This window comes from Ignavibacteriota bacterium, from assembly GCA_013285405.1.
Taxonomy (GTDB): domain Bacteria; phylum Bacteroidota; class Ignavibacteria; order Ignavibacteriales; family Ignavibacteriaceae; genus IGN2.
The window spans coordinates 1-23,302 of sequence record CP053446.1; the positions used below are offsets into that span (position 1 = coordinate 1).

A 23,302-nucleotide genomic window follows, 5' to 3' on the forward strand; every position below is an offset into this window, starting at 1 on the left:
GCACCGTAACACGTTCGCAACGCGAATCGCCGTCGCTTTGTACCGCGGGAGCGTAATAACACGATCAAATCTTCGGGCCATAGCGTTTCATGATAGAAAGGACTTCCTCGTCTTCCGTTTGATCAAAGACGTCGTACTCGCCCTCCGACCGCGAAATACAATCGCGGCGCGGTAAGCGCGATCACTTCGTCCGCTTCTTTTTCAATGCTTCGATTGAATCAAGCGCGCCATGCGGTACCGCGACGACGATGTTGCTCGCATGCTGATGTTTCGCCGCGGCGATGGCGGCACGCATCGTGTAGCCCGTCGCTAGTCCGTCATCCACGATGAGCGCGGTTGCCGCGCAGGTCCGGCAGGGGCCGGCCGCTTCGATATGTCTCGGCGCGTCGCTTTGCCTCCGCTTTCTCCTTCTCAACGATACGCGATACGCGTTGCGCGTCATGCGATTTACGCTCCGCCTCGTTCCAGACGATCTCTCCTGTCTCGGCCATCGCGCCGAGTGCGTATTCCTCATTTTCGCGCGCGCCGATCTTGCGCGTGACGATCAAATCGACCGGATATCGAGCGCTTGCGAAATCTCCGCGCCGACCACCGCACCGCCTCGCGGCAACGCGAAGAGCATCACGTCCTTGCGGCCTTTGAAAGACGCCAGACGTTCCGCCAGTTTACGTCCTGCATCGCGTCGATCCACGAATTTCATGAAGGAAGTATATACTCCGGATGGCGTTCGAGGTACCGCGCAAGCGATTCCGCCACGATCGATCCTTGGTCGATCACAGGTACCGGTCGTAACAGGCTGCGTTCGATCTCCTTCTTTAGATACGGGAAATGCGTGCAACCAAGCAGGACGGCGTCCAGGTCCGGCGCCTCCCGTTCGAATGCGGCGATCTCGTTGCGCACATCCTCGACGGCCTCCGCGCTCGATCAATCCTTGTTCGACGAACCCTACCCAGTTGGGGCACGCGTGGCTCGTCACCTTCACGTCGGGATTCAGTTTTGCGAACTCGGCTTCATAGGCGCCGCTTCGTTTGGTCGCGGTCGTGGAAAGGACGCCGATCGACCGGTACCCGCGCGAGGAGCTCCTCGACCGTCGGTCGGATGATGCCGAGCACGTTACGTCCGGGATACGCGAACAGCCGCCGTTGCTGGATCTCGCGCAACGCGTTGGCGCTTGCGGTATTGCACGCGATGATCACAAGCCGACACCTCTGCTCGAACAGCGCTTTGCACCCGGCCCACGTTAGCTCGAGGAGTTCCTCGCGTGAGCGACCGCCGTACGGCGCATGCGCACGGTCATCGACGTATCGCGTCTCCAGGTCGGGTAACCGCCGGTGGACCGCCTCAAGAATTGTCAGTCCGCCGATGCCGGAGTCGAAGAAGCCAATCATAAAATTGTCATCCCGAGCGTCGGTGCCTGCCGGCAGGCAGGAAGCCGACGGATCCCTTCGAAGAGATTTCTCGGCTTCGCTACGCTTCGCTCGAAATGACATGAGATAGCTCTTCGACGTTTTGTCGCATGGTCGCTTCGTCCTTCGCTTCCAAGTTCAGGCGCAGCAACGGTTCCGTGTTGGATGCGCGAAGGTTGAACCACCAATCGTCGAATTCCATGCGGATGCCATCCAAATCAGAATAGCTGGAAGCTCGTAGCTTGTAGCCGGTTGCGATCTGATCGATCTTTGCCTTTGGATCGGCTACGGTGAAATTGATCTCGCCCGAGTGCGCATAGCGTCGTAGCGGCTTCCAAATCTGCGAAAGCGGTTTCTCTTCGCGCTGCAACATCCGGATGAGCAGAAGCATCGCCAAATCGCCCGATTCGCAGCCCCTTCAGCTCTTCGAAATAAAAGTGCATGGAAAGTTCGCCGGCGAACACGGCGCCCTCCTCGCGCATCTGCCGCTTGATGTTTGCGTGCCCTACCTTGCACATCTTTGCGGTACCTCCGGCCTCCTCGATCGCTTCCCGAACGCTCCAGGAAGAACGTACGTCGTACAACACGAGTCCGCCGGGCTTATCTTTTAATATTTCCCGTGCGAAGAGTGCCGTGAGGATGTCGCCGGGGATCGGTTCTCCGTTCTCGTCCACGAATCCGACACGGTCGCCGTCGCCGTCGAATGCCGCGCCAAACCGCGCGCCGCTTTTCCTCACATCGGCGATGAGATCCTGCAAGGTTTCGTTCTTGAGCGGATTCGCTTCGTGGTTCGGAAAATTCCCGTCGAGTTGCCAGTACAACTCGCGAACATCCGCGCCCCGAAGTTTACGCGTAAGTTTCGGCAACACGTATCCGTCCATACCGTTGCCGGCGTCCACGGAGATGCGCCAGCCCTCGAACTCATCCTCCAGGCCGGAGAGCTTCCACATCGCGTCAACGTATCGATCGAGCAGTCCGGGATCCTCCTCGACGCCTCCGCGCGTCGCGGCGTCCGGCATCGGCGCATCGCTCGTCGCGAGGTCGCGGATCTCTTCCATTCCCGATCCCATCCCGACCGGCAGGTTGTTGCCGAACGTGATCTTGAATCCGTTGTCCTGCGCGGGGTTGTGCGAGGCGGTTATGACCCCGAGGTCATATCCCCGTTCGCTTCCGCGATCGAGTAATTGAACATCGGCGTCGAGCACAGTCCGATGCGGACGACATCGGCGCCTTGCGAGCGCAGTCCGTCCACGAGCGCGTCTTCGAGCTCGGGCGATGTCCTGCGCATGTCATGTCCAACCACGACGCGACGCGACGCGAATCGCGAAGCAATCGCCTTACCGATACGGTGCGCGTCGGCGGCGTCAAGCTCTTCCGGGGACCGGCCGCGAATGTCGTAAGCCTTAAAGATGCTGGGGTGCATAGAGAAGCTAGAATCTAGAAGATAGAAGCTCGGGAGAGGCTGGTCAATGGATATAGTTGCAGGTTCCCCGGCGTTGGCATACAGTAGTTATCGTGACCTTTTCCCTCTTACGTAAGCCTTTTATTCTAGATGCTAACTTCTAGATTCTCCAACCGCATATATGCAAATCGCTTTGGATTCTTCTCGCCGTCATCGTGGTGGTCGCCGCGTGGCTGATTTTCACCTATAACGGCCTGATCACGCTGAAAACCGTGTGGATGAAGCTTGGTCTGACATCGACGTGCAATTGAAGCGCCGATACGACCTCATTCCGAACCTCGTCGCGACCGTGAAAGGATATGCGACGCACGAAGCCGGCACACTCGAAAAGGTGACGCAGGCCCGCACGGCGGCCATGGCCGCGCAGGGTCCGCATGACAAAGCCGTCGCCGAGAACATGCTCGAGTACGCTCAAGTCGATCTTTGCCCTCGCGGAAGCCTACCCGGATCTCAAGGCGAACCAGAACTTCCTGAAATTGCAGGACGAGCTGTCCGACACGGAAAACAAGGCAAGCCTCGCGCCGCTTCTACAACGGCAACGTCCGCGACTTCAATATCAAGATTCAGATCTTCCCGAACAACCTGATCGCGAACATGCTCGGTTTCGTGAAGGCGAATTCTTCGAGGTCGAGGCGAAGGAAGAGCGTGAAGCACCGCAGGTCCAGTTCTAAGGATTAGGCTTAAAGAATTAGGGATGAGGGGAATTTCAAACCCCTAATCCCTTATCCCTTATCCCTATATCCCTGACCATGTATTCCCAGATCGATTCCAACAAGCGGAAGACTTGGCTTCTGATCGCCTTGTTCGTCGGCGTGCTCGCGGCGGTCGGATACGTCTATGGTCAGATCAGCGGGGCGGGCGAAGCCGGACTCGTGTTTGCGCTCGTCTTGTCGGTCGGCATGACGCTTTTCTCGTGGTTTTACGGCGACAAAGTCGTGCTGTTCACGACCGGCGCGCGCGAGATCAAGTCGCGTGACGAGTTCCCCTATCTGTGGAACATCGTCGAAAATCTGGCAATCACGTCCGGATTGCCAATGCCGCGGCTATACGTGATCGATGATCCCGCGCCGAACGCCTTCGCGACGGGCAGGAGCCCACAAAAGGCTTCGGTGGCATTCACGTCCGGGCTGATCGAGATGCTCGAAAACGAGGAGCTGGAAGGCGTGGCGGCGCACGAGCTCTCCCATGTGAAAATCTCGACAGCCGATATATGCTTTTGGTCGCCGTGCTTGTCGGAACGCTCACGCTGATGGGCGATATCTTCTTTCGATTCGGCTTCGGTTTCCGACGCGGTCGCCGCGATGCGCACCCCGCGCTCATCATCGTGGGACTTGTCTTCCTTATCGTTTCGCCGATCATCGGGGAGTTGATCGCTTGCGGTGAGCCGCAGTCGCGAGTTTCTTGCCGACGCGTCCGGATCGCTCATGACGCGTTATCCCGAAGGACTGGCCCGCGCACTCGAAAAATCTCGGCGCATGGCGGCCGCATGCGCACCGCATCGAACGCGACGGCACACCTCTTCATCGCCAACCCGTTCGGCCCGGGCAAGAGCTGGAGCCGTTTCTTTTCCACCCATCCGCCCGTCGAGGAGCGCGTCAAGCGTCTCCGCGGCATGCTTGATGCGCTATGACATCGCAAAACGTAAAATGTAAAACGTAACTTTAACCTATAACCATTAATCGTTAACCTCTACACAATCCGGGAATCGATTCGTAATGGTTAAAGGTTAATGGTTATAGGTTAGTATCACCCCCCATGATTCTCCCGACCTTCTCGACCGGTTCACGGTCCATCTCAAGGGTGCGCTGCAAAACGCGCTGGCGTTTGCGGTCGGGAGCGGTCGTGATCGCATGGAGCCCGGCGATTTGATCGTCGGACTGCTCTCCGGCCGCGGCTCGATCGCCTCGGAGGTCTTCCTAAAGGCGAATGTACGCGAAGAAGAGGCGAAGCGCCGGTTTCGCGGATTTCCGACGCCGCACGACCCGGGCGCGCCCATCGCGCCGGATTTGTCGCCCGCCGTGAAGCGTATCCTCGAAAAGGCCGTGTTGCTCGCGCATGTGCACGAGCAAAAGTACGTCGGGACGGAGCATTTGTTGTACGCGATCCTCGAATCCGATGTGCCGGACGCACGCGTTCCCTCACCGAATCCGGGATGCAGCTCGACTTCGCGAAGGATCAGCTGCTCGGCGTGCTGCGCTCGACGAGCCGGTTTCCGGAACTCGGCGACGCGGCGGCGGATCCGCCCTCCCCGGCCGAGGAAGGCGCCGCTCCCACGTCGCCGCTCGGCCAGCCCTCGCTTCAGATGCCGGACCTGCGCGGTCGAACGTCACGCGAAAAAGCCGCGCGCGCTCGAGATCTTCGCGCGGGAGCTGACGTCTCCCACGATCGTCGCGGCGCTTGATCCCGTCATCGGCCGCGAGGCGGAAACGGACCGCTTGATCGAAGTGCTGTGTCGGCGTACCAAGAACAACCCGATCCTGCTTGGCGAGCCGGGCACCGGCAAAACGGCGGTCGTGGAGGGGCTCGCACAACGCCTCGCGTCCGGCGACGTCCCGGACGCGCTGCACGGGAAGCGTCTCTTTGCCGTGGATCTCGCGCTCATGGTCGCGGGGACGATGTACCGCGGCGAGTTTGAGGCGCGTATCAAGCAACTTGTCGAGGAAGCGAAAGAAGATCCGAACGTGATTTTATTTATCGACGAAATCCACAACCTCGTCGGCGCGGATCCTCGTCCGGCTCGCTCGACGCCGCGAACATCCTGAAGCCCGCGCTCGCACGAGGCGAGATCCGCTGCATCGGCGCGACGACATGGAACGAATTCAAGAAACACATCGAACCGGATGCCGCGCTCGAGCGCCGGTACCAGCCCGTCGAGATCCTTGAACCGGAACCGGAGCTCGTCCTACGCATGTTGCTGGGCGTGAAGGCAAAGTACGAGGACCATCACGCGGTAGCCTATGAGGACGCCGCGATCGAGTCCGCCGTGCGGCTTGCACAGCGCTATCTCACCGATCGTTTTTCCCGGACAAGGCCATCGATGTGCTCGACGAGGCCGCGGCGTCGGTCAACGCGCGGCGCGTCTCCGGCGAGGACATGGAACGCATCCGCGCGCTTGACGTCGTGCTCGACGCGATCCGCGAGGAAAAAGAACGCGCGATGCAGGAACAGCAGCTCGATCGCGCGTCCAAGGCGCAGGCGGATCTTGACCGGCTCGGCAAGGAGCGCGAGTCGCTTGTCGAGGCGCTCAAGAAAAAGAAAGAAGCCAAGCGTCTCGCCGTGACGGTCGAGGACGTTGCGCGGACGGTGTCGCGCCTTTCGCGCGTCTCGCTTTCGGATATCCTGCGTTCCGAGCGCGAACAACTCGTCTCGATGGAGGAACGTCTCGCCGCGTCCGTGCTCGGACAGGCGGAAGCGGTGCGGGCCGTGTCGGAAACCGTGAAGCGCTCGCGGCTCGGGCTCTCCGATCCCGTCCGTCCGCGCGCGAGTTTCCTGTTCGTAGGCCCGTCCGGCACGGGCAAGACGGAGCTCGCGAAAGCGCTCGCGAAGGAACTCTTCGGCCGCGAGGAGGCGCTCGTGAAGCTCGACATGTCGGAATTCGCCGAAGGATATTCCGTGTCAAAACTGCTCGGCTCCCCCGCCGGATACGTCGGCTATCGCGAGGGAAATCGTCTCGCGGACACAATCCGCAAGCACCCACATTCGGTGCTGCTCTTCGACGAATTCGAGAAAGCGCATCATGACGTGCAGCATCTCCTCTTGCAGGCGCTGGAAGACGGCAAGATGAGCGACGCGAACGGCCGCCATATCCCCTTCCGCCACGCCTACATCGTTCTTACGTCAAACGTCGGTGCGGAATATCTCACGCGAGCCGCGCTTGGCTTTGGCCATGCGTCCGACGGCTTCGAATCCCTCGTGAAGGAACAACTGAAAGAACGGTTCCGTCCGGAGTTGCTGAACCGTATCGATCGCGTCGTGGTGTTCCGCCCGCTTGAGCATGGATCGATGCGAGAAATCGTTCGTCGCGAACTTGATGAAACGCTGAAGCGGCTCGCCGAAGCGCAGGAAGTCGCGCTTTCCGCCGGTGATGATGTTTTGGATTGGCTACTCGCGCGAGCGTCAGGCCGAAGAAGGCGCGCGCGCCGCCCGACATCTCGTGGAACGTGAGATCGTGACGCTGCTCGGCGCGTTCCTGCTCGAGCATCCGAAGCGTAAAAAAGGGAAACTGACGGTGAGTAGGGATAAAATCAAGATCACGTAGCGCAAAGTTTAACCTATAACCATTAACCTTTAACAGGTGTTCTAAAGGTTAGAGGTTAAAGGTTGGAGGTTAACTCCTGAAACCTGGTAAACTGCCCGCATGGCCGATGAGCCACAGGCCGTTTCAGGCTCGGAGGAAGAGCCGAAAGAAGCGGACAAGCGTCCGAAGGTGCCGAAGCCGAAATTCGGCCGGATTTTGAGTATCGGAGGCCAGTTTTGGACGGTACAAGAGGCGGAGAACGGAACCGTGACGGTTTCGAGAAAAGTGGGAGATACGTTCGAGTCGCGACAACTCTCCTCCGAGGAGTACGAACGCGCCGCCGCCGTTCCCCTGCCGGCCAATCTTGCGAAGCAAAAGCCGCCGAAAGGGATCGCCGTCGGGTCGTATTACGGCGGCGGAGTACAAGGCGCGATCACGGGGCGCGTGCTTGCGTATGACGCCGTGACCGGCGACGCGCAAATCGACAGTCCCGAGCGCGGCGTGACGACGGCGTCGGTCGGGTCGGGCGCCACACTGCCGAAACCCGGTGCGGCGCCGGCCCGGCCCGGGCGCAAGCCGCAAGGGAGCTTGGTCGACCGATGGGTACGGCGGCAGCTGTCGGACGTGTCATACGGCGCCATCCCCGCCGAGCGTGAAGCGCCTAAGGCCGCTTCCGGCGGACTCAAGGAAAAAAGGAACGGGTCAAAAGAAGAAGGGGGAAGAGACGGAGGAGGAGGCGGCGCCGTCGAACATCACGGTCAAAGTGGAGAAGCATGATACCGAAAAGGATGAGTATCTGATCACGCTTCGTGATCCGGAAACCGGCGAGATCGAGCGTCGTTGGGTGGACGGCGCATTCGCGCGCGCGAATTTGCGGCGCATCGTGAGCGTGCCCGCGGGTGAAGCGCGCGAGGCCCGTGAAACCATGCTGGAACCGCGCGAGTTGCGGGATATTTCGGAGCACATGAACCCGCGGCGAGTGACGAAGGCGGATCTGGAGTCGGTGAAGAAAGAGGCCGCAGGCCGCGTCGAACGGGAACGTCCCGCGGAGGAGGAAGAAGAAGTGGCGGGAACGATTCAAGAAGCTGAAGCACCGAAAGCGGCGCCGACGAAACCCGCAGCGTCCGTTGCAGCCGTCGCGCCGACGGTCGCCGTGCCGCCGGCCGTCGTGGTTTCGCGCACGATGCCGGTTGGCAAAGCGACCGCCGCCGCGACCCCCGTTTCGCCCGCGCCGTCCATTCGTGAGACGCGGGCCGAGCTGAAGGCGCAAGTCGAGAGCGTGAAACCGACAGAACCTGGTGCGTTCGAGATCCGCGCGGGCGTCGCGATTCCACCGCCACCGACTTCTCCCGCGGCCGCCGTCCTCGGCGTAACCGGGGCCGTGTTAGGTGCGCTCGGCGTCGAGGCGAAGGCGGACGCGCGACGTGCCGCCGACCAGCAGGCGCTGTACGCACACGCGACGCATGCGCTCGAAATCGTGCAAACGCGCGCGGCCGAGCGGCGCAAATCCGTACAAGACTTACAGACGCAAGCGGACGCGTTGCGACAGGAAATCGCGGGGTTGAACGCGCAAGCCGCCGCACCGTCGACCGGCGCATATCGCGCACCGGCGGATGTCGCGCCGCGCATCCAGGCCGCGTCGCAAGAACTCGGAGCCGTCCAAAACAAGCTCGCGATGGCGAGATACGGGCTGCAAACCGACGAGGCACAGGCGCAACAGCTCCGGATCGCCACGAACATGATGAAAAACCTGGCGCCGGAGATGTGGAAGGGCGCGTGCCGCAGGCGATCGTCGGTCTGGTGGCGCAAAGCATCCCGCCGGACGTGCCCGCGCCTTCACCCGCACGCGCGGCCGTACTCGTCGCGGCCGTACAACCGGGCGCGCCGCCCCCGCCCCTCGCGGAAGCGCCGCCCGTGCCGCGTGAGGCGCCCACTCCCCCGCTCGTTTGCCGCCGCTCCTCCGTCCCGAACCGAGCGACCGACCCCGCCGACCGGTGCGCTTTCGACGGTGGCCGAGGACACTCGTGCGAGATTATCACGCGGCGGAGTTCCTTTGCCGCAGGCCACGGCCGTCGCGCTTTCCGCCGGCCAGCAGGCGGACCGTGCCGCCGCGCTCGGATATCAGGAAGGCCTCGGCGCGCCGGACGCCCGCATGGCCGCGTTTGCGCAGGAAGGCGCCGGTGCGCGTCCCGTCATCGAAACGATCCCCGCATCATATACCGAGCCCGGACGCGTCGAGGAAGCGGAAGATATCTATCAACCCGGCGGAGAGACCGCATCGGCGGAATTTGCGGAAGAACAACGGCGCTTGTTTGCGGCGCAGGAACAGTTTCTTCCCGGAACGACGGGCGGACCGCAGCCGACCGAGTTCGTACCGGAGACGGTCCGCGCCCAGCGCGTTCGACCCGAACCGGAAGGGCCGGATGAAGAGGCGCTGCGCGCCGCCGCGTACCAGGCTCAAATCGCGCAGGCTCGGGCGGCCGCGCTGCAAGCGTATGACGTCGAGCGGGAGGAAGAGGAAGAAACCGGCCTCAAGCGGATCGAGAAACTCCGCGCGCAAGTCGAGTCCGTCAAGCGCAACTACAGCCGTTTATTCGATCTGTTTAATGGAGCGTTGGGAGCCGCGACGGCGCCAACCGTCATCGGTGCCATTCTTGAGGCGTTGGCGATTCTTGGGAACGCAAACGGCCGTATGATCGTCGCGTTCATGACGTATCGAAAAAAGAACTCGATGATCCGTAAACTCGTGCCCCCCGGCGCAGATTCCCGTCGAGGTCGCATTCATCGCCGTTACGGATATTCTGGTCGTCAGCGTCGTGTTTTTCAGCACCTGCGTCCTGCTGGCGCCCTTCATTATTTTCTGGGTCCTGACAGCCACGGGCGTCAGCGCGATCCTGTGGGCGATCTTGTGAGCGCGCCGTTCTGACCCGATCTCTTCGTGCGCGTGCTATACTTGCCCCGTATGAACGAACGCGTGCAGCGGATCCTTCTTATCGTCGGTTTTGTGATCGTGGTCGGCGCGATGGCGTTCGGCCTGTGGTGGTTTTTCTTCCGTCCCCGGCCGGAGATTCCCGTCGTGACTCCGGGCGTGCCCACGCCTCCCGGCGCCCTTCCCGGTACCGGCGTCGCCGTCCCTCCCGGTCCGGAGATTCCGGTCACGCCCGGCCTACCGACTCGGGTGCCGTCCCGGGGTCGTTCCGACGCTCCCGGCCGGCGTCCCATCGGTGGCGCGGACGTCCGTCATTCTCGATACGCCTACGCGCAACATTTCCATGTCCCGCACCGGAGATGTTCGTACCTATAATCCGCAAGACGGTCGGTTTTATCGCGTCAATCCCGACGGGACGACGACGCCGCTCTCGAATCAGGCATTTTTCGAAGTACAGGATGTCGCGTGGGCGCAAAATTCCGACAAGGCGATTCTGGAATACCCGGATGGGTCGAACATCTACTACGATTTTGCGACGGATCGTCAGGTAACGCTGCCGCGGCATTGGGAGCAGTTCGATTTTTCACCCCAAGACGATCGCATCGTGACCAAGAGCATCGGCAATAACGAGGACAACCGCTTCCTCGTCGTGGCAAATCCCGACGGGACGAACGCCCGTCCCGTCGAGCCGCTCGGTAACAATCATGACAAAGTACAGGTCAGCTGGTCGCCGAACAATCAAGTCATCGCGTTTTCTCATACCGGCGAGCCGTTGGGGTTCGACCGTCAGCAAATCCTGCTGCTGGGCCAGAATCGTGAAAATTTCAAAGGATTGGTCGTGGAAGGTCGCGGTTTCATCCCGCAATGGTCGCCGAGCGGAAAAAACATCGTGTACAGCGTGTATTCTTCGGAGAATGATTACTTACCCACGGTGTGGTTCAGCGGCGCGCAGGGCGATGCGGTGAACGCCAACCGCCGCAATCTGCAGCTGAATACCTGGGCGGACAAATGCGCGTGGCAAAGCGAAACCGTCGTGATTTGTGGCGTGCCGACGCGGCTCACGCGCGGCGCAGGATTACAGCGCGACGCGTTCCGCAGCGTCCCCGACGAGATCTACAAGATCGATTTGTCCACGGGAGCCAAAAACAAACCTCGGCGTGCCTGCCGGAAACGCCTCCGTCCAGCAGATGACTATTACTCCGGACGGATCCACGGCTCTGTTTACGGATGAAACGACCGGTCGACTGGTTCGATTCAATCTGCAATAGCTATGGACGAACATCGCCGCAAAATCCTTTGGCTCCTCGTCGGCCTGCTCGGCGTGTTGTCGGTATTGTTGATCTGGAGCGAAGTATTTACGCGTCTCAATACGTTCGAAACCGGTCGCCCGCCCGCGATCGCTCAAAAGGCGCCGCCCGCGCCAAGCGGCCGCCCTCGCGTCCGAGCGATCCCGCGCGCGGGTCTTCGATCCCGAAGCCGTGGAAATCATCGAATTCGCGGATTTCAGTTGCGTGTATTGCCGTGCGTCCGAGCCTGAACTGCGGCAAGTACTGGTCGAAAATAAGGACTCCGTTCGGCATATCTGGCGCGATATGCCCGTCGCGAACGAGAACCCTTCAGGGATGTTGGCGGCCGTGGCCGGCCGTTGCGCCGGCGAGCAAAACAAGTTTTGGGAGATGCACGAATTGCTCATGACGTCGCGCTCACTTACGCTCGACGGTATCAAGGACATGGGGCGAGCGCTTTCGCTGAACCAGCTCGCTTTCGAAGATTGCTTGAACTCCGGCCGGCATGTTCAGTCCATTCGAGACGACGTGGCGATCGCGCAGGAATACGGATTAACCGGCGCGCCGACGTTTTTTATCGGCAAACAGGTGCTGACGGGCTACGTCACGGCCGCGGACCTGCGTTGGGCGATTTTGAAGGCGAAACTTGGCTATTGATATGCATTCGCAAGTCGCAAGTCGCAAGTCGCAGGGTCTGATGGTAATGATTTTTGCGTTTTGCGTCTTACAATTTGCGTTTGGCCCTCTTGTGCGGGCCGAGCCATGTCCCGCCTCCGGATGCGGAACCGGGTATTGCGCGCGCGATCCGCGCTTACCGGACGGCTCCGCCTGCTATGCAAGATGCACGTTCGGCGCGCCGGAAACGGGATGTTCGGACGGTTATCGTTGTATCAACTTCAGCGGCCAGGGTATTTGCGTGTTCAACGACTCGCCGCTGATCGAAGGCGACGCGGTCAATCCCCGATGCGATGGCGGGCGCTCTTGCCCGACGGATCGAACGTATGTATGCGCCTCCGGAGAGTGTCGGATCGCGGCGGGCCAGCCTTGCGACCGGACGAGTCAGTGTCAGGAAGATGCGGAATGCGTCGCGACGTCCGGTGGGGGTAAGACCTGCAATCCCACGGAACGATCCGTCGTCGTCACTCCCGAAGGCGAAGTAAAATTCGAACCCATCACACCGACGCTCGGCGTCGAAATCCCGGGTGCGAGCTTGTCTCCCGCCGCGCAAGAAGGTGGCGACGTGGTGATCCCCCTTCCTTCCGCAATACATCAATGCCATCTATCGATACGCCGTGACGATTGTCCTGATTGCCGCAATCATCATGGTGGTGTACGGCGGCTTCCGTTATCTCGTCGGCGCGAGCATCGGCGACATCCAGGCCGGAAAGAAAATCATCATCGACGCGATCGTCGGCATGTTGATCGTTCTCGGTGCGTACATGATCCTGAACACGATCAATCCCGCGCTTGTGACGTTCTCGCCGCTTCGATTGGAGATCGTCAACGAGCAGCAATTGCTCCTCACGATCGAAACTCCGACCGGAGACTGGGAGGCGGCCGAATCGGAGACGGGTCCCGCGCCGTCCGGCGGAGTCGCTGCGGAGGGCGAGGTCAATCCGTTACAACCGTCCGGTATCAGCTTCACGCCTCCGCCACCGAATCCGTACAGCACGTGTCCCGTCGTATTAAATAATGCGATCACCACGAGTCCTCGTTATCTTCCCCGCGATTCCCGCGTCGAAGAATTCCTCACGAAGGCCCCGACGGTCATCACGGCTCGTGACACGCGCGCCCGCGTCATTGCCGCTTCGCAAGCCGCGGCTGCCTGCGCAATGCATATGGGTTCTTGCGGAAACACGACGAAGACGATCAACGGTTTTGCGGGCGTCAGCGGTGCGGGACGTACGCGGCAAAGCATCGGATCTGAAAACGTGCGTTTCCTGACCCAGATCAATCAGGATTGTGTGCGGAACCATCCCGGTGATCGAAACTGTAAGCTGAATGCACGCAGACAGGCATATCAGCGTTTCAGTTCGCAGATCAGCGGCTGGCCGAACGAGTGGGCGAGGGCTTTGCAGCCGGGCGATCACATCTGGATTTACACCGCTCATAGCGGCGGCGCGGGTCAGCACGCGGCGATTTTCCTCGGCTGGGCAGGTCCGGGCCGCGCTCGCGTATTCAATGGCGCCTTTAAAAACAATGTCCGTGAAAGCACGTTCTGCATCACCACCGATTGTCGAAACCTGTACCCGATCACGCAGGTCTGGAGTCCGGACTAACACGCTATTGGCCCGCCTCGGCGCGTTGGTTACGATGCGGACATGAAAAAGCCCCAGCAAATATTCGAATGCTCCCATTGCGGCGCGCAGTCTTCAAAATGGGCCGGGCAATGCGCCGAATGCGGGAAGTGGGGCACGATCGCGGTAGGGGCGCAGGGTCGTGCGCCCGGGGCGAATAACCATTCGCCCCTACCAAAACCCGGAAAAACACAGGCGTTTTCAGAATTGGTTGCGAAAGAACAAACGCCGAAGACGCCGACCGGATACGACCCGCTGGATCGACTGCTTTCCGGAGGGCTTGTTTCCGGCTCCGTGACACTGCTCGGGGGCGAGCCGGGCATTGGGAAATCCACGCTGTTGGCACAAACTGCCATTGCGAAATGTAAAACGCAAAACGCAAAATCAGTAATCTATGTCACGGGCGAAGAGTCGCCGTCGCAGGTGGCGTTGCGGTTGAAACGCCTCTCCCCTTCCCTACCGGACGGTTTGCTGTTTCTCGATGAAACCGACGCGGCCGTGATCGCATCGACGATCGAATCGTCAAAACCCGCGCTCGTCATCGTGGATTCGGTACAAACGATACGCCACGCCGACGTTCCGGGGGAACCGGGAAATCCGACGCAGATCAAGGCCGCGAGCGCGCTCGTGACCGCTGCGGCCAAATCAAGCGGCGTGTCCGTCATTCTCGTCGGCCAAGTGACCAAAGACGGTGATCTTGCGGGACCGCGTCTTCTTGAACACCTTGTTGATGCGGTGCTGATGATGGAAGGAGACCGTAGCCAGGCCTTTCGACTCCTTCGCGTACTCAAAAACCGATTCGGTCCGACCGACGACGTCACCTTGTTCGCGATGAAAGAATCGGGTTTGGAAGAAGTGATCGACCCGTCCGCCGCGCTTCTCGCAGACCGTCCGAAGAACGTTCCGGGCACCGTCGTGAGTTGTCTGATCGAGGGATCGCGACCGCTGCTCGTCGAAGTCCAGGCGTTGGTGACGCCAGCCGGATATGGCACGCCGCTCCGCCGCGTCTCCGGCGTCGATCTCAACCGCACCGCGCTCCTCCTTGCCGTCATGGGCAGACGCGGTGGCGTCGGCTTCGGCGACCAGGATGCATTCGTAAACACGATCGGCGGCATGGAGGCCAAAGACCCTTCGGTGGATCTCGCCGTGTGCCTCGCGCTCGCCTCCGCAAAAGCCGATAAGCCGCTACCTGATGATCTCGTCGCTTGGGGAGAAGTCGGACTCGCTGGCGAACTCCGTCCCGTCCCCCGTCTCGACGCTCGTCTGAAGGAAGCGGCGCGTCTCGGATTCAAGACGGCGCTTATCCCGACGCAAAAAGACGCATTCAAAACGCCGGAGGGAATGAGTGCTATTCAAGTTTCGAATTTGCGTGAGGCGATCCGCCGCTTCATCCAGACCGAGTCCCGGCAGGGACGAGTGGAGGGATCGCTTCGAGGGAATCCCTCGGCTCGTCAGACTCGCTCGGGATGATATTTATTCCAAATGCGCCGTGACACGCAGGCGCTCGACTTCCCTTTTCAGCCACGGATGCCGCTCAAGGTCGGGATCTTCGGCAATGATCTTGGCCGCGTCCGCCTGCGCTTTGGAAATAACGTCCGTATCCGTGAGACGCGCTATTTTCAGGCCCAATTCTCCGCTTTGCTGCGTGCCATAAAGATTGCCCGTTCCGCGACGCTTCAGGTCTTCTTCCGCAAGACGGAACCCGTCGTCGACCGCTTCAAGCAGCTTGAGACGCTGGAAGGCGGCGCCGTCCGCATCCGTCATGAGGTAGCAGAAGCTTGGGAGACGCGAGCGTCCGACTCGGCCCCGGAGCTGGTGGAGTTGCGCGAGACCGAAGCGTTCCGCGCCTTCAATGGCGATGACGGTCGCGTTCGGAACGTCCACGCCGACTTCGATCACGGTCGTGGATACAAGTACAGGCGTTTCCCCGTCGATGAGAGCTTGCATAGCCTCGTCCTTTTCTCTCGGCTTCATACGGCCGTGCAGGAGGCCGATCGCGATGCCCTCCAGCGGCCCCTTGGCGAGATGCTTCGCCTCGTCCGTCGCGCTCGCGACGCCCAGCGCGTCCGACGGGTCGATGAGTGGACACACGACGAAGACGCGCTCGCCGCGTTTCACGGCTTGGCGCATGGCCTCGTATGCCGCCTCGCGGCCCGCGCCGTGACAGACCGCCGTCCGGACGGGCACGCGGCCGGCCGGCTTATCTCGGATGACGGAAACGTCGAGATCGCCGTACATGACAAGCGCGAGCGAACGCGGAATCGGTGTGGCCGTCATGCTCAACAGATGCGGGACGCGTCCGTCTCTGCGTGCGGAGACGACGAGCGTCTCGCGCTGGTCCACGCCAAAGCGGTGTTGCTCGTCCACGACCGCGAGCGCAAGGTCCGGCGGGAGTCGTCCGGCCTCGAGCAGCGCATGCGTCCCGACGAAAATCGCGTTCCCCTGCTCGACGGTTTCCATCAAAGAAGCTGCATCCAATCTTTGTTCATCATGTTGATAAAACAGGCGCTTGTCCGTTCGAGTGACAAGTACGAGTCGCGTGGCGTGTCCGGCAAGAATCCGTCGAAGACTTTCCGCATGCTGCTTGGCGAGAATGTCCGTCGGGGCAAGCAAAGCAGCCGACCCTCCCGCGTGCTGGACATGGGCCATCAAGAACGCGGCCACCGCCGTCTTCCCAGACCCGACGTCGCCTTGCAGAAGGCGGCGCATCGGCTTTGTCGCCTCCATGTCTTTCAGCGCCGCCCAGACCGCGCGTTTCTGATCTCCCGTAAGGTCGAACGGCAGTTTTGCGACGAACATCTTCGCGAACGCCTCATCAAACGGGATGGATGGCGCGCCGTGTTCGTTCGCTTCGCGGCTTGTAAGTCGCAGCGCAACTTGATACGTGAGCATCTCGCGATACCCGAGCGTCCGCCTACCCTCCTCCGCTTCCTCCGCCGACTCCGGCGCATGGACTTGGCGCAACGCGTCCACGAACGCCTTCGTCTCGTCGGCCGAGTCCAAGCCGATCGAGTCCTGCGCGAGATTCTCAAGCGCATACGCCACAAGTCGCCGATACGTTTTTGCGCCAACGTTCCGGCCAAGCCGTAGACCGGAGCGAGTTTGCCGGCGGCAAGCGTGTCTTTTTCCGTTGCTTCCCAAAGCGGATTTACCAGCGTTTTTCCATATCGAGGATCGGATTTCACTTTGCCGGACAAGAAAATCTCGCGTCCTTCGACGAATTCGGTCAGCACCCATGGTTGATTGAAGAAATTCGTGGTGAGTCGGCCCGTTTCATCCGTAACGGTGAGCTTGAACACTTGGAAGCGTTTACGAAAGGTATTTACTTTCGCGCACTTCTCCACCTTCACCTTAAGCGTGACGTTATCCCCCGCCAACGCCTCGCGGATACTGGTGATTTTGGAGTAGTCGTCATAGCGACGCGGGATGGTCAGAAAGAGGTCCTCGATTGTTTTGATACCTAAAGACTCCCACGCCCGGCGCACCGACGGAGTGGCTCCTTTTACGAAAGACACGGGTTCGTTCCAGAGGAGCATGCGCTGATCCTAGCATATTTAAAAAGCCGACAGAGAGTGTCTGTCGGCAGGGTCGGCCACCTATGCGAACTGGAGCACGATCCATCCGAGCAAGAGGGCGATCCATGGATTCAAGAACGGAGCGAGGTCGCTCAGGAGGGAGCGCTCTTTCCCACCGTCGTTGCTGCCGGGCTTTGCCGTCAAAAGCCCGAGCACGATACTGATCCCAATCGCCTGGACGAGGTCGAGCGTGGGGAGATCGAAGGTAGGTACAACGTACCACCCCCAGAGCACGCTCAGGACGTAGCCGTTGGCTATGGACAAGTACGCGATCACGAGAAGGGCGAAGAGAGTCACGAATACGATCTTGCCCGCCTTGCTCTCTTTTTCCTCTTCCATCCCAAACTTCTCCCGGAATTCGATTGCGGCGGCTCTCCCACCGCGGAGCCGTCGTCGATACAACGACGATAAACGCGTATCACATTGTATTATGGACGTCAATGCGCAGAAGCTAGCCGGGCGGGCAAAGAAAACCGTCCTTATGGGACGGTTATTCTTATGGTGCGCCCGTGATGATTCGAACATCAGACCTCTTCCTCCGCAGGGAAGCGCTCTATCCAGCTGAGCTACGGGCGCTAGGAGCGAGCGAAATGGAGAGCTTGCTCACCATTTCCGAGCGACGACGCGCCGGTATCGAGGCCGAAGGCCGAAGATACGGGCGCTGCTCAACTCGCATTACAGCCTCAAAAGCCGTGCGACAATATCAGATAAATACTCGCTTTGCAAGTCCATATCCTCCTTGAGGAATTGGCGCAAATGGCTGCGTAGCGGTTTGTTGGATCAGGATGAACTTCAAGAAACAAAGCATCGATTCCAACAGCAGCAGCAGCTTTTGCAAGAGGTTTTATGAACTGAGCTTGTCCTCCGGTTTTCCCATCGCTTCCGGGTAACTGAACGGAATGTGTTGCATCCATAATAACCGGATAACCAAATCCTTTCCATGATTACTAATGAGCGCATATCAACGACAAGATTATGGTAACCAAAAGATGAACCTCTTTCAGTCAATAATATTTTTTTATTTCCTGTTGATTCAATTTTTTCAATTGCATATTTCATATCGCCTGGTGCAAGGAACTGACCTTTTTTAACATTTACAGCAGCGCCGGATTTACCTGCCGCTAACAACAATTCAGTTTGTCTGCATAAGAAAGCTGGTATCTGAAGAACATCAGCAACTTTGCATACGTCTTCAATTTCATTAACTGAATGAATATCTGTCAATACAGGTAAATTATAAATTCTTTTTACATCAGCAAGAATTTTTAGTGCTTCCGAATCTCCGATTCCTTTAAACGAATTGATACTTGTTCGATTTGCTTTTTTATAGCTTGATTTAAAAATGAAAGGGATATGTAGTTTATCAGTTAACTTTTTAATGTGTTCAGCAGTTGTGAAAATAATCTTTTCATTTTCAACAACACAGGGTCCGGCAATCACAACGAAAGGTAAATTTGAACCCAACTTTACATTTTTAATCTCAACCATAATTCCTTTTAATAAATTACTCCGGTAATATGTAAATATAAGAAAATATAGGATTTATGTCTTTCCGAAATTGCCATAGATCAATAGTTAAATCATACAGAAACCCTTTTCATTGTCATCAGAATGGTTGTCGAAAATTGTCACTGATGATAGCTTTCAGTTTAATCCTAAATTTTTCCATCAAAATTCTTATTGAATTATCGGTAGTAATCATTAAATTTTATTTCAAGTCTTTGAATATTTCAAAAAATCATTATGAGTAAATGACAAAAAGAATTTTTTTATTACTGTTAATTTCAGTAGAGGTCATTCTTTGCCAGCCATCCGAATCTCTGAATTCTTCTGAAATAAAAATCGCCCTTGAGAAATTAAACACACTTGGAAGTGTGCTGTACATTGCTGCTCATCCTGATGATGAGAACACATCTTTTCTATCCTATTTTAATTATGCAAAACATCTTAGGACAGGTTATCTTTCACTAACCCGTGGTGATGGTGGTCAGAATCTGATTGGAGATGAACAAGGTGACTTACTTGGTGTTATCAGAACTCAGGAATTACTGCAAGCAAGAAGTATTGATGGTGCCGAACAATTTTTTACGAGAGCTGTCGATTTCGGTTATTCAAAAACACCGGAAGAAACTTTGAGGAAATGGGGTAAAGAGGAAATACTTTCTGATGTCGTTTGGGTGATAAGAAAATTTAAGCCTGATGTTATTGTCACAAGATTTCCGACTAATGGAGTTGGGTACGCACGGTCATCATACAGCCTCAGCATTACTTGCGGTTGAAGCATTCAAACTAGCTGGAAAAAAAGATGCATTTCCCGAACAGTTAAAATATGTCGAAACTTGGCAGCCAAAAAGAATTTTCTGGAATGCATGGACACCAGCTCTAAATTCTATGGGAATAAACAGCGATACTTTAATTACAATAAATTTTGGCGAGTATAATAATCTGCTCGGAAGATCATACACAGAAATTTCTGCATTGAGCAGATCAATGCACAAAAGCCAGGGTTTTGGTGCTTCAGGAAGACGTGAAAATTTATATAATTTTTTTCTTGAGCTCGATGGTGAAACAGTAAAAAATGATTTGTTTGATGGTATTGATTTGAGCTGGGACCGTGTTGATGGAAGTGAAAATGTAGCGAAGTTACTCTCTGAAGCCAATAATGAATACGATTTTGAAAATCCATCTGCAATACTCCCTCTATTAGTTAAAGCATATTCTGAACTTCAAAAGTTGAATGATAAATATTGGGTAAAAGTCAAATCTGCTGAATTATTAAATGTTATAAAATCTTGTGCTGGCATTTGGGCGGAAGCTGTGACTGAAGAAAACCTTCTCTCTCCCAGGAGTGAAGTTAAAGTATCAGCAGGATTTGTTGTTCGTTCAGATGTTCCGATTACTTTGAAATCAATTCAGATTGATTATCAATTAAAAGATTCAACATTGAATTCAATTTCTGTTAAAGGTGAAATGATTTCAGTTGAACGAATGATCTCTATTCCCGAAAATGCAGAATACAGTCAGCCTTATTGGTTAGCTGAAGGAAATCATAAAGATGTTTATGTTGTTAATGATCAGAACCTGATCGGTCAACCAAAAACTGATTATCCTCTGTATGCAAAATTCATAACAGAGATTAATGGTGATGAAATTGAATTCCGGATACCTGTATTTTACAGAGACAATGACCGGGTAGATGGAGAAATCTATAAAAGAATTGAAATTGTTCCTGAAGCAATTGTTAATTTTGATAAAGGATTATATCTGATAAAAAATAATGATGAAAAAGAAATAAAGGTTTTCGTCAGAAACTTTAAAGATCAGTTGAACGGTTCGGTTCAACTTATAACTGATGATGGATGGAAAATTTCACCACCAAAATATGATTTCAACTTTACGGATAAAAATCAGGAACAGGAATTTATTTTCACCATCAGTTCAAGCAATAATAATCATTCAGGCAAAATAAAAGCTGTTCTTGATATTGATGGTAAGGATTTATCCAAGAGTCTTGTCACACTCGATTATCCTCATATACAACCCCAAACTGTTTTATTCGAAGCAGAAGCTAAAGTTCTGAAACTTAAATTCGAAAAAGAAGTGCCGAGAAAAATCGCATATATTATGGGCTCAGGCGATAAGATTCCTGAACTTTTAACTGACCTGGGATTCTCGGTTGATGTATTCAATAAGGAATCGATAACTCCTGAACTTCTAAAAAATTATGAGGTTGTAATAACAGGAATCCGGGCTTATAATACTTACCAAAGACTTTCAACTGATCAAAAAAATCTTCTGGAATTTGTTAGAAACGGAGGAAGATTAATCGTTCAGTACAATACTCTTGGAGATTTATTTGCAGATCCATCTCCCTACAAGTTGAAAATTTCGAGAGATCGTGTGACAGAAGAAGATTCACCCGTTACAATTCTTAATCCTTCTCACAGCGTGATGAATTATCCATATAAAATTTCCTTAAAAGATTTTGATGGATGGAATCAGGAACGTGGTTTATATTTTCCAAATGAATGGGATGAAAAATTTATTCCATTACTTGGAATGAATGATTCTAACGAAGCTCTGATGAAAGGTTCACTTTTAATTACTGAATATGACAAAGGAGTTTTCATTTATACAGGCATCTCATTCTTTCGTCAATTGCCTGCTGGTGTTGAAGGTGCATACAAGCTGTTTATTAATTTAATTTCGGCGGGAATAAATGAATAAAGAAGACAAAAAAATTTTTGAAGTAGAAGATGATCTTCCACCAATATTCAATAGCTGGAATAAGTTGTACACATTTGTGCTTGGCTTTTTTGCTATACTCGTATTTCTATTTTATTTATTCACGAAAGCTTTTGAATGAGTCTCATTGACTGGATTGTAATGTGCGGTTTCACCGGTTTCGTTGTCATTTACGGAACTATTAAATCCAGACACGCGAAAGATGTTGACACTTATATCCGGGCAGGCAGAACTTCACGATGGTGGCTTGTTGCATTATCAATAATGGCAACGCAGGCAAGTGCGATTACTTTTCTTTCAACTCCCGGTCAGGCTTATGTTGATGGAATGAGGTTTGTCCAATTCTATTTTGGATTACCAATTGCGATGATAATTCTTTCAATCACTGCCGTGCCAATCTATAATAAGCTAAATGTTTTCACTGCATACGAATATTTAGAAAAACGTTTCGATTTGAAAAACAGACTTCTTGGCAGTGCATTGTTTTTAACACAAAGAGGATTAGCTGCGGGATTTACAATTTATGCACCTTCATTGATTCTTTCAGTTATTCTTGGATGGGAATTGAATATTACAATTATCATTACAGGTGGTTTAGTAATTTTATACACAACTATAGGTGGTACTGTCGCAGTAAATAAAACACATTTGATCCAGATGATTATAATTACTGTCGGAATGTTTGCTGCGTTTTATTTTCTTATGTCGTTTTTACCTGAAGAAGTTTCTTTTTTTGATGCAGCTTATCTTGCAGGAAAAATGGGAAAGTTCAATGCAGTTGATTTTAGTTTTGATTTGAGTAATCGATATACTTTCTGGTCGGGAATAATCGGTTGTACTTTTCTGATGCTATCATATTTCGGGACTGACCAATCCCAAGTTTAGCGGTATCTTGCAGGCAGTTCAGTAAAACAAAGCCGATTAGCTTTATTGACGAATGGATTAGTAAAAGTCCCTATGCAGTTTATTATTTTGTTTATTGGTGCGATGGTTTTTGTTTTTTTTCAGTTTATTACTCCCCCATTGTTTTTCAATCCGGTTGAAGTATCGAAAATCAAAGCAAGTCAATATTCAGAAGAATATTCAAGATTAGAAGATGAATACGTTAAAGTTAATGAAGAGAAACAGAAAGCAGCTACGAAAATAATTTCAATGATTGATTCGGATGATAAAACTTCACTGCAAGCACAAAATCAACTATTACTCGAAAAGCAAAAGGAAGCGGATGAAATTAAGAAAAGTGCAGTTGAAATTATTAAGAAGTCTGATCCGATGGCTGAAGCAAATGATACTAATTACATTTTCATTTCATTTATTATAAATTTTTTACCAATTGGATTTGTTGGTTTACTAATAGCAGCAATCCTTTCTGCATCTATGTCTTCCACATCTGCTGAGTTAAATGCATTGGCTTCTACAACTGTAATTGATTTTTATAAAAGACTTGTCCGCAAAGAAGCAGATGATAAACAGTATTTAAAGATTTCAAAAATTGCGACCGTGTTCTGGGGAATTTATGCAATACTTTTTGCTGTTCTTGTAAAGGAACTTGGTTCATTAGTTGAAGCAGTAAATATTCTTGGTTCATTAGTTTATGGAACTATTCTTGGTATATTTTTAACTGCATTTTACCTTAAAAAAGTTTCCGGCATACACCGACATTTCTCGCAGCAGTAATGGCAGAACTGGTCGTGATTTACTGTTACTTGTTTACGGATATTCCATTTCTATGGTATAATGTTATCGGTTGCCTTATTGTGGTATTTGGTGCATTTTTGTTGAGTATTTTGTTTCAGATTTTAAAAACTGAAAGCAAATAAAAAGAAATAGAATAAATATTTTTATGAAAAATAAATTAAAAAAAG

The 23,302-nt window shown here is 54.5% G+C and carries 21 protein-coding genes, 1 tRNA gene and 4 pseudogenes; 14 read left to right on the top strand and 12 right to left on the bottom strand.

Annotation, left to right across the window (positions count from 1 at the left end):
• Positions 1-181: 181 nt before the first annotated feature.
• The 7 genes from HND39_00005 to HND39_00035 form a co-directional block, all read right to left on the bottom strand.
• Complete coding sequence (locus tag HND39_00005; GenBank protein QKJ94785.1) at positions 182-442, bottom strand: hypothetical protein; 261 nt, start codon at positions 440-442, stop codon at positions 182-184.
• 102 nt (positions 443-544) lie between these two features.
• Positions 545-700: a hypothetical protein gene (locus tag HND39_00010; protein QKJ94786.1), complete on the bottom strand. Its 156-nt coding sequence runs from the start codon at positions 698-700 to the stop codon at positions 545-547.
• A complete protein-coding gene (locus HND39_00015; protein QKJ94787.1) occupies positions 697-900 on the bottom strand; it encodes a hypothetical protein in 204 nt (67 codons plus the stop codon). Before HND39_00015 ends, HND39_00010 begins: the two co-directional genes overlap by 4 nt.
• Positions 901-1,010: 110 nt before the next feature.
• Positions 1,011-1,388: a hypothetical protein gene (locus HND39_00020; GenBank protein ID QKJ94788.1), complete on the bottom strand. Its 378-nt coding sequence runs from the start codon at positions 1,386-1,388 to the stop codon at positions 1,011-1,013.
• Between the two features lie 79 nt (positions 1,389-1,467).
• The gene (locus HND39_00025; protein QKJ94780.1) at positions 1,468-1,608 is read right to left on the bottom strand and encodes a hypothetical protein; all 141 of its coding nucleotides are present in this window, start codon (positions 1,606-1,608) and stop codon (positions 1,468-1,470) included.
• A 16-nt stretch (positions 1,609-1,624) separates the two neighbouring features.
• Complete coding sequence (locus HND39_00030) at positions 1,625-2,611, bottom strand: hypothetical protein (GenBank protein ID QKJ94789.1); 987 nt, start codon at positions 2,609-2,611, stop codon at positions 1,625-1,627.
• The gene (locus tag HND39_00035; protein QKJ94790.1) at positions 2,545-2,829 is read right to left on the bottom strand and encodes a hypothetical protein; all 285 of its coding nucleotides are present in this window, start codon (positions 2,827-2,829) and stop codon (positions 2,545-2,547) included. Before HND39_00035 ends, HND39_00030 begins: the two co-directional genes overlap by 67 nt.
• Positions 2,830-2,987: 158 nt before the next feature.
• Between HND39_00035 and HND39_00040 the strand changes: the two are divergent.
• The 10 genes and pseudogenes from HND39_00040 to radA all read left to right on the top strand — a co-directional run bounded on the left by HND39_00040 (position 2,988) and on the right by radA (position 15,087).
• Positions 2,988-3,539 (top strand): annotated as a pseudogene (locus tag HND39_00040) (LemA family protein).
• A 78-nt stretch (positions 3,540-3,617) separates the two neighbouring features.
• Positions 3,618-4,498 (top strand): annotated as a pseudogene (locus HND39_00045) (M48 family metallopeptidase).
• A 220-nt stretch (positions 4,499-4,718) separates the two neighbouring features.
• Positions 4,719-5,630, top strand: a complete 912-nt coding sequence (locus HND39_00050) for an ATP-dependent Clp protease ATP-binding subunit (GenBank protein QKJ94791.1) — start codon at positions 4,719-4,721, stop codon at positions 5,628-5,630.
• 331 nt (positions 5,631-5,961) lie between these two features.
• Positions 5,962-7,032: an ATP-dependent Clp protease ATP-binding subunit gene (locus tag HND39_00055; GenBank protein ID QKJ94792.1), complete on the top strand. Its 1,071-nt coding sequence runs from the start codon at positions 5,962-5,964 to the stop codon at positions 7,030-7,032.
• Positions 7,033-7,225: 193 nt separating this feature from the next.
• Positions 7,226-7,882, top strand: a complete 657-nt coding sequence (locus HND39_00060) for a hypothetical protein (protein ID QKJ94793.1) — start codon at positions 7,226-7,228, stop codon at positions 7,880-7,882.
• Positions 7,869-10,031, top strand: a complete 2,163-nt coding sequence (locus HND39_00065) for a hypothetical protein (GenBank protein ID QKJ94794.1) — start codon at positions 7,869-7,871, stop codon at positions 10,029-10,031. Before HND39_00060 ends, HND39_00065 begins: the two co-directional genes overlap by 14 nt.
• 346 nt (positions 10,032-10,377) lie before the next feature.
• The gene (locus HND39_00070) at positions 10,378-11,265 is read left to right on the top strand and encodes a hypothetical protein (GenBank protein ID QKJ94795.1); all 888 of its coding nucleotides are present in this window, start codon (positions 10,378-10,380) and stop codon (positions 11,263-11,265) included.
• Between the two features lie 247 nt (positions 11,266-11,512).
• Positions 11,513-11,977, top strand: a complete 465-nt coding sequence (locus tag HND39_00075; GenBank protein QKJ94796.1) for a thioredoxin domain-containing protein — start codon at positions 11,513-11,515, stop codon at positions 11,975-11,977.
• Between the two features lie 635 nt (positions 11,978-12,612).
• On the top strand, positions 12,613-13,599 hold the full coding sequence (locus HND39_00080) for a hypothetical protein (GenBank protein ID QKJ94797.1): 987 nt from the start codon (positions 12,613-12,615) through the stop codon (positions 13,597-13,599).
• A gap of 42 nt (positions 13,600-13,641) precedes the next feature.
• On the top strand, positions 13,642-15,087 hold the full coding sequence (radA, locus tag HND39_00085) for a DNA repair protein RadA (GenBank protein QKJ94798.1): 1,446 nt from the start codon (positions 13,642-13,644) through the stop codon (positions 15,085-15,087).
• Between the two features lie 3 nt (positions 15,088-15,090).
• Here the strand turns inward: radA and HND39_00090 are convergent, their stop codons facing one another.
• The 5 genes and pseudogenes from HND39_00090 to kdsA form a co-directional block, all read right to left on the bottom strand.
• Positions 15,091-16,416, bottom strand: a complete 1,326-nt coding sequence (locus HND39_00090; protein ID QKJ94799.1) for a DEAD/DEAH box helicase family protein — start codon at positions 16,414-16,416, stop codon at positions 15,091-15,093.
• Positions 16,350-17,132 carry a hypothetical protein gene (locus HND39_00095; GenBank protein ID QKJ94800.1) on the bottom strand — a complete coding sequence of 261 codons (783 nt, stop codon included), beginning with the start codon at positions 17,130-17,132 and terminating at the stop codon, positions 16,350-16,352. Before HND39_00095 ends, HND39_00090 begins: the two co-directional genes overlap by 67 nt.
• Positions 17,133-17,213: 81 nt before the next feature.
• The gene (locus tag HND39_00100; GenBank protein QKJ94801.1) at positions 17,214-17,531 is read right to left on the bottom strand and encodes a hypothetical protein; all 318 of its coding nucleotides are present in this window, start codon (positions 17,529-17,531) and stop codon (positions 17,214-17,216) included.
• A 160-nt stretch (positions 17,532-17,691) separates the two neighbouring features.
• Positions 17,692-17,768: transfer RNA gene (locus tag HND39_00105), tRNA-Arg, on the bottom strand.
• Between the two features lie 107 nt (positions 17,769-17,875).
• Positions 17,876-18,680 (bottom strand): annotated as a pseudogene (gene kdsA / locus HND39_00110) (3-deoxy-8-phosphooctulonate synthase).
• A gap of 263 nt (positions 18,681-18,943) precedes the next feature.
• Here kdsA and HND39_00115 point away from each other — a divergent pair.
• From HND39_00115 to HND39_00130, 4 genes and pseudogenes are all read left to right on the top strand, one after another.
• Positions 18,944-19,471 (top strand): PIG-L family deacetylase, encoded by a 528-nt coding sequence (locus HND39_00115; GenBank protein QKJ94802.1) that lies wholly within the window; start codon positions 18,944-18,946, stop codon positions 19,469-19,471.
• Positions 19,419-21,419: an LmbE family protein gene (locus HND39_00120; protein QKJ94803.1), complete on the top strand. Its 2,001-nt coding sequence runs from the start codon at positions 19,419-19,421 to the stop codon at positions 21,417-21,419. The genes HND39_00115 and HND39_00120 overlap by 53 nt, the downstream gene beginning before the upstream one ends.
• Positions 21,412-21,558, top strand: coding sequence for a hypothetical protein (locus tag HND39_00125; GenBank protein QKJ94804.1), 147 nt, complete (start codon positions 21,412-21,414; stop codon positions 21,556-21,558). The genes HND39_00120 and HND39_00125 overlap by 8 nt, the downstream gene beginning before the upstream one ends.
• Positions 21,555-23,257 (top strand): annotated as a pseudogene (locus tag HND39_00130) (sodium:solute symporter). The gene HND39_00125 and the pseudogene HND39_00130 overlap by 4 nt, the downstream one beginning before the upstream one ends.
• Positions 23,258-23,302: the final 45 nt, after the last annotated feature.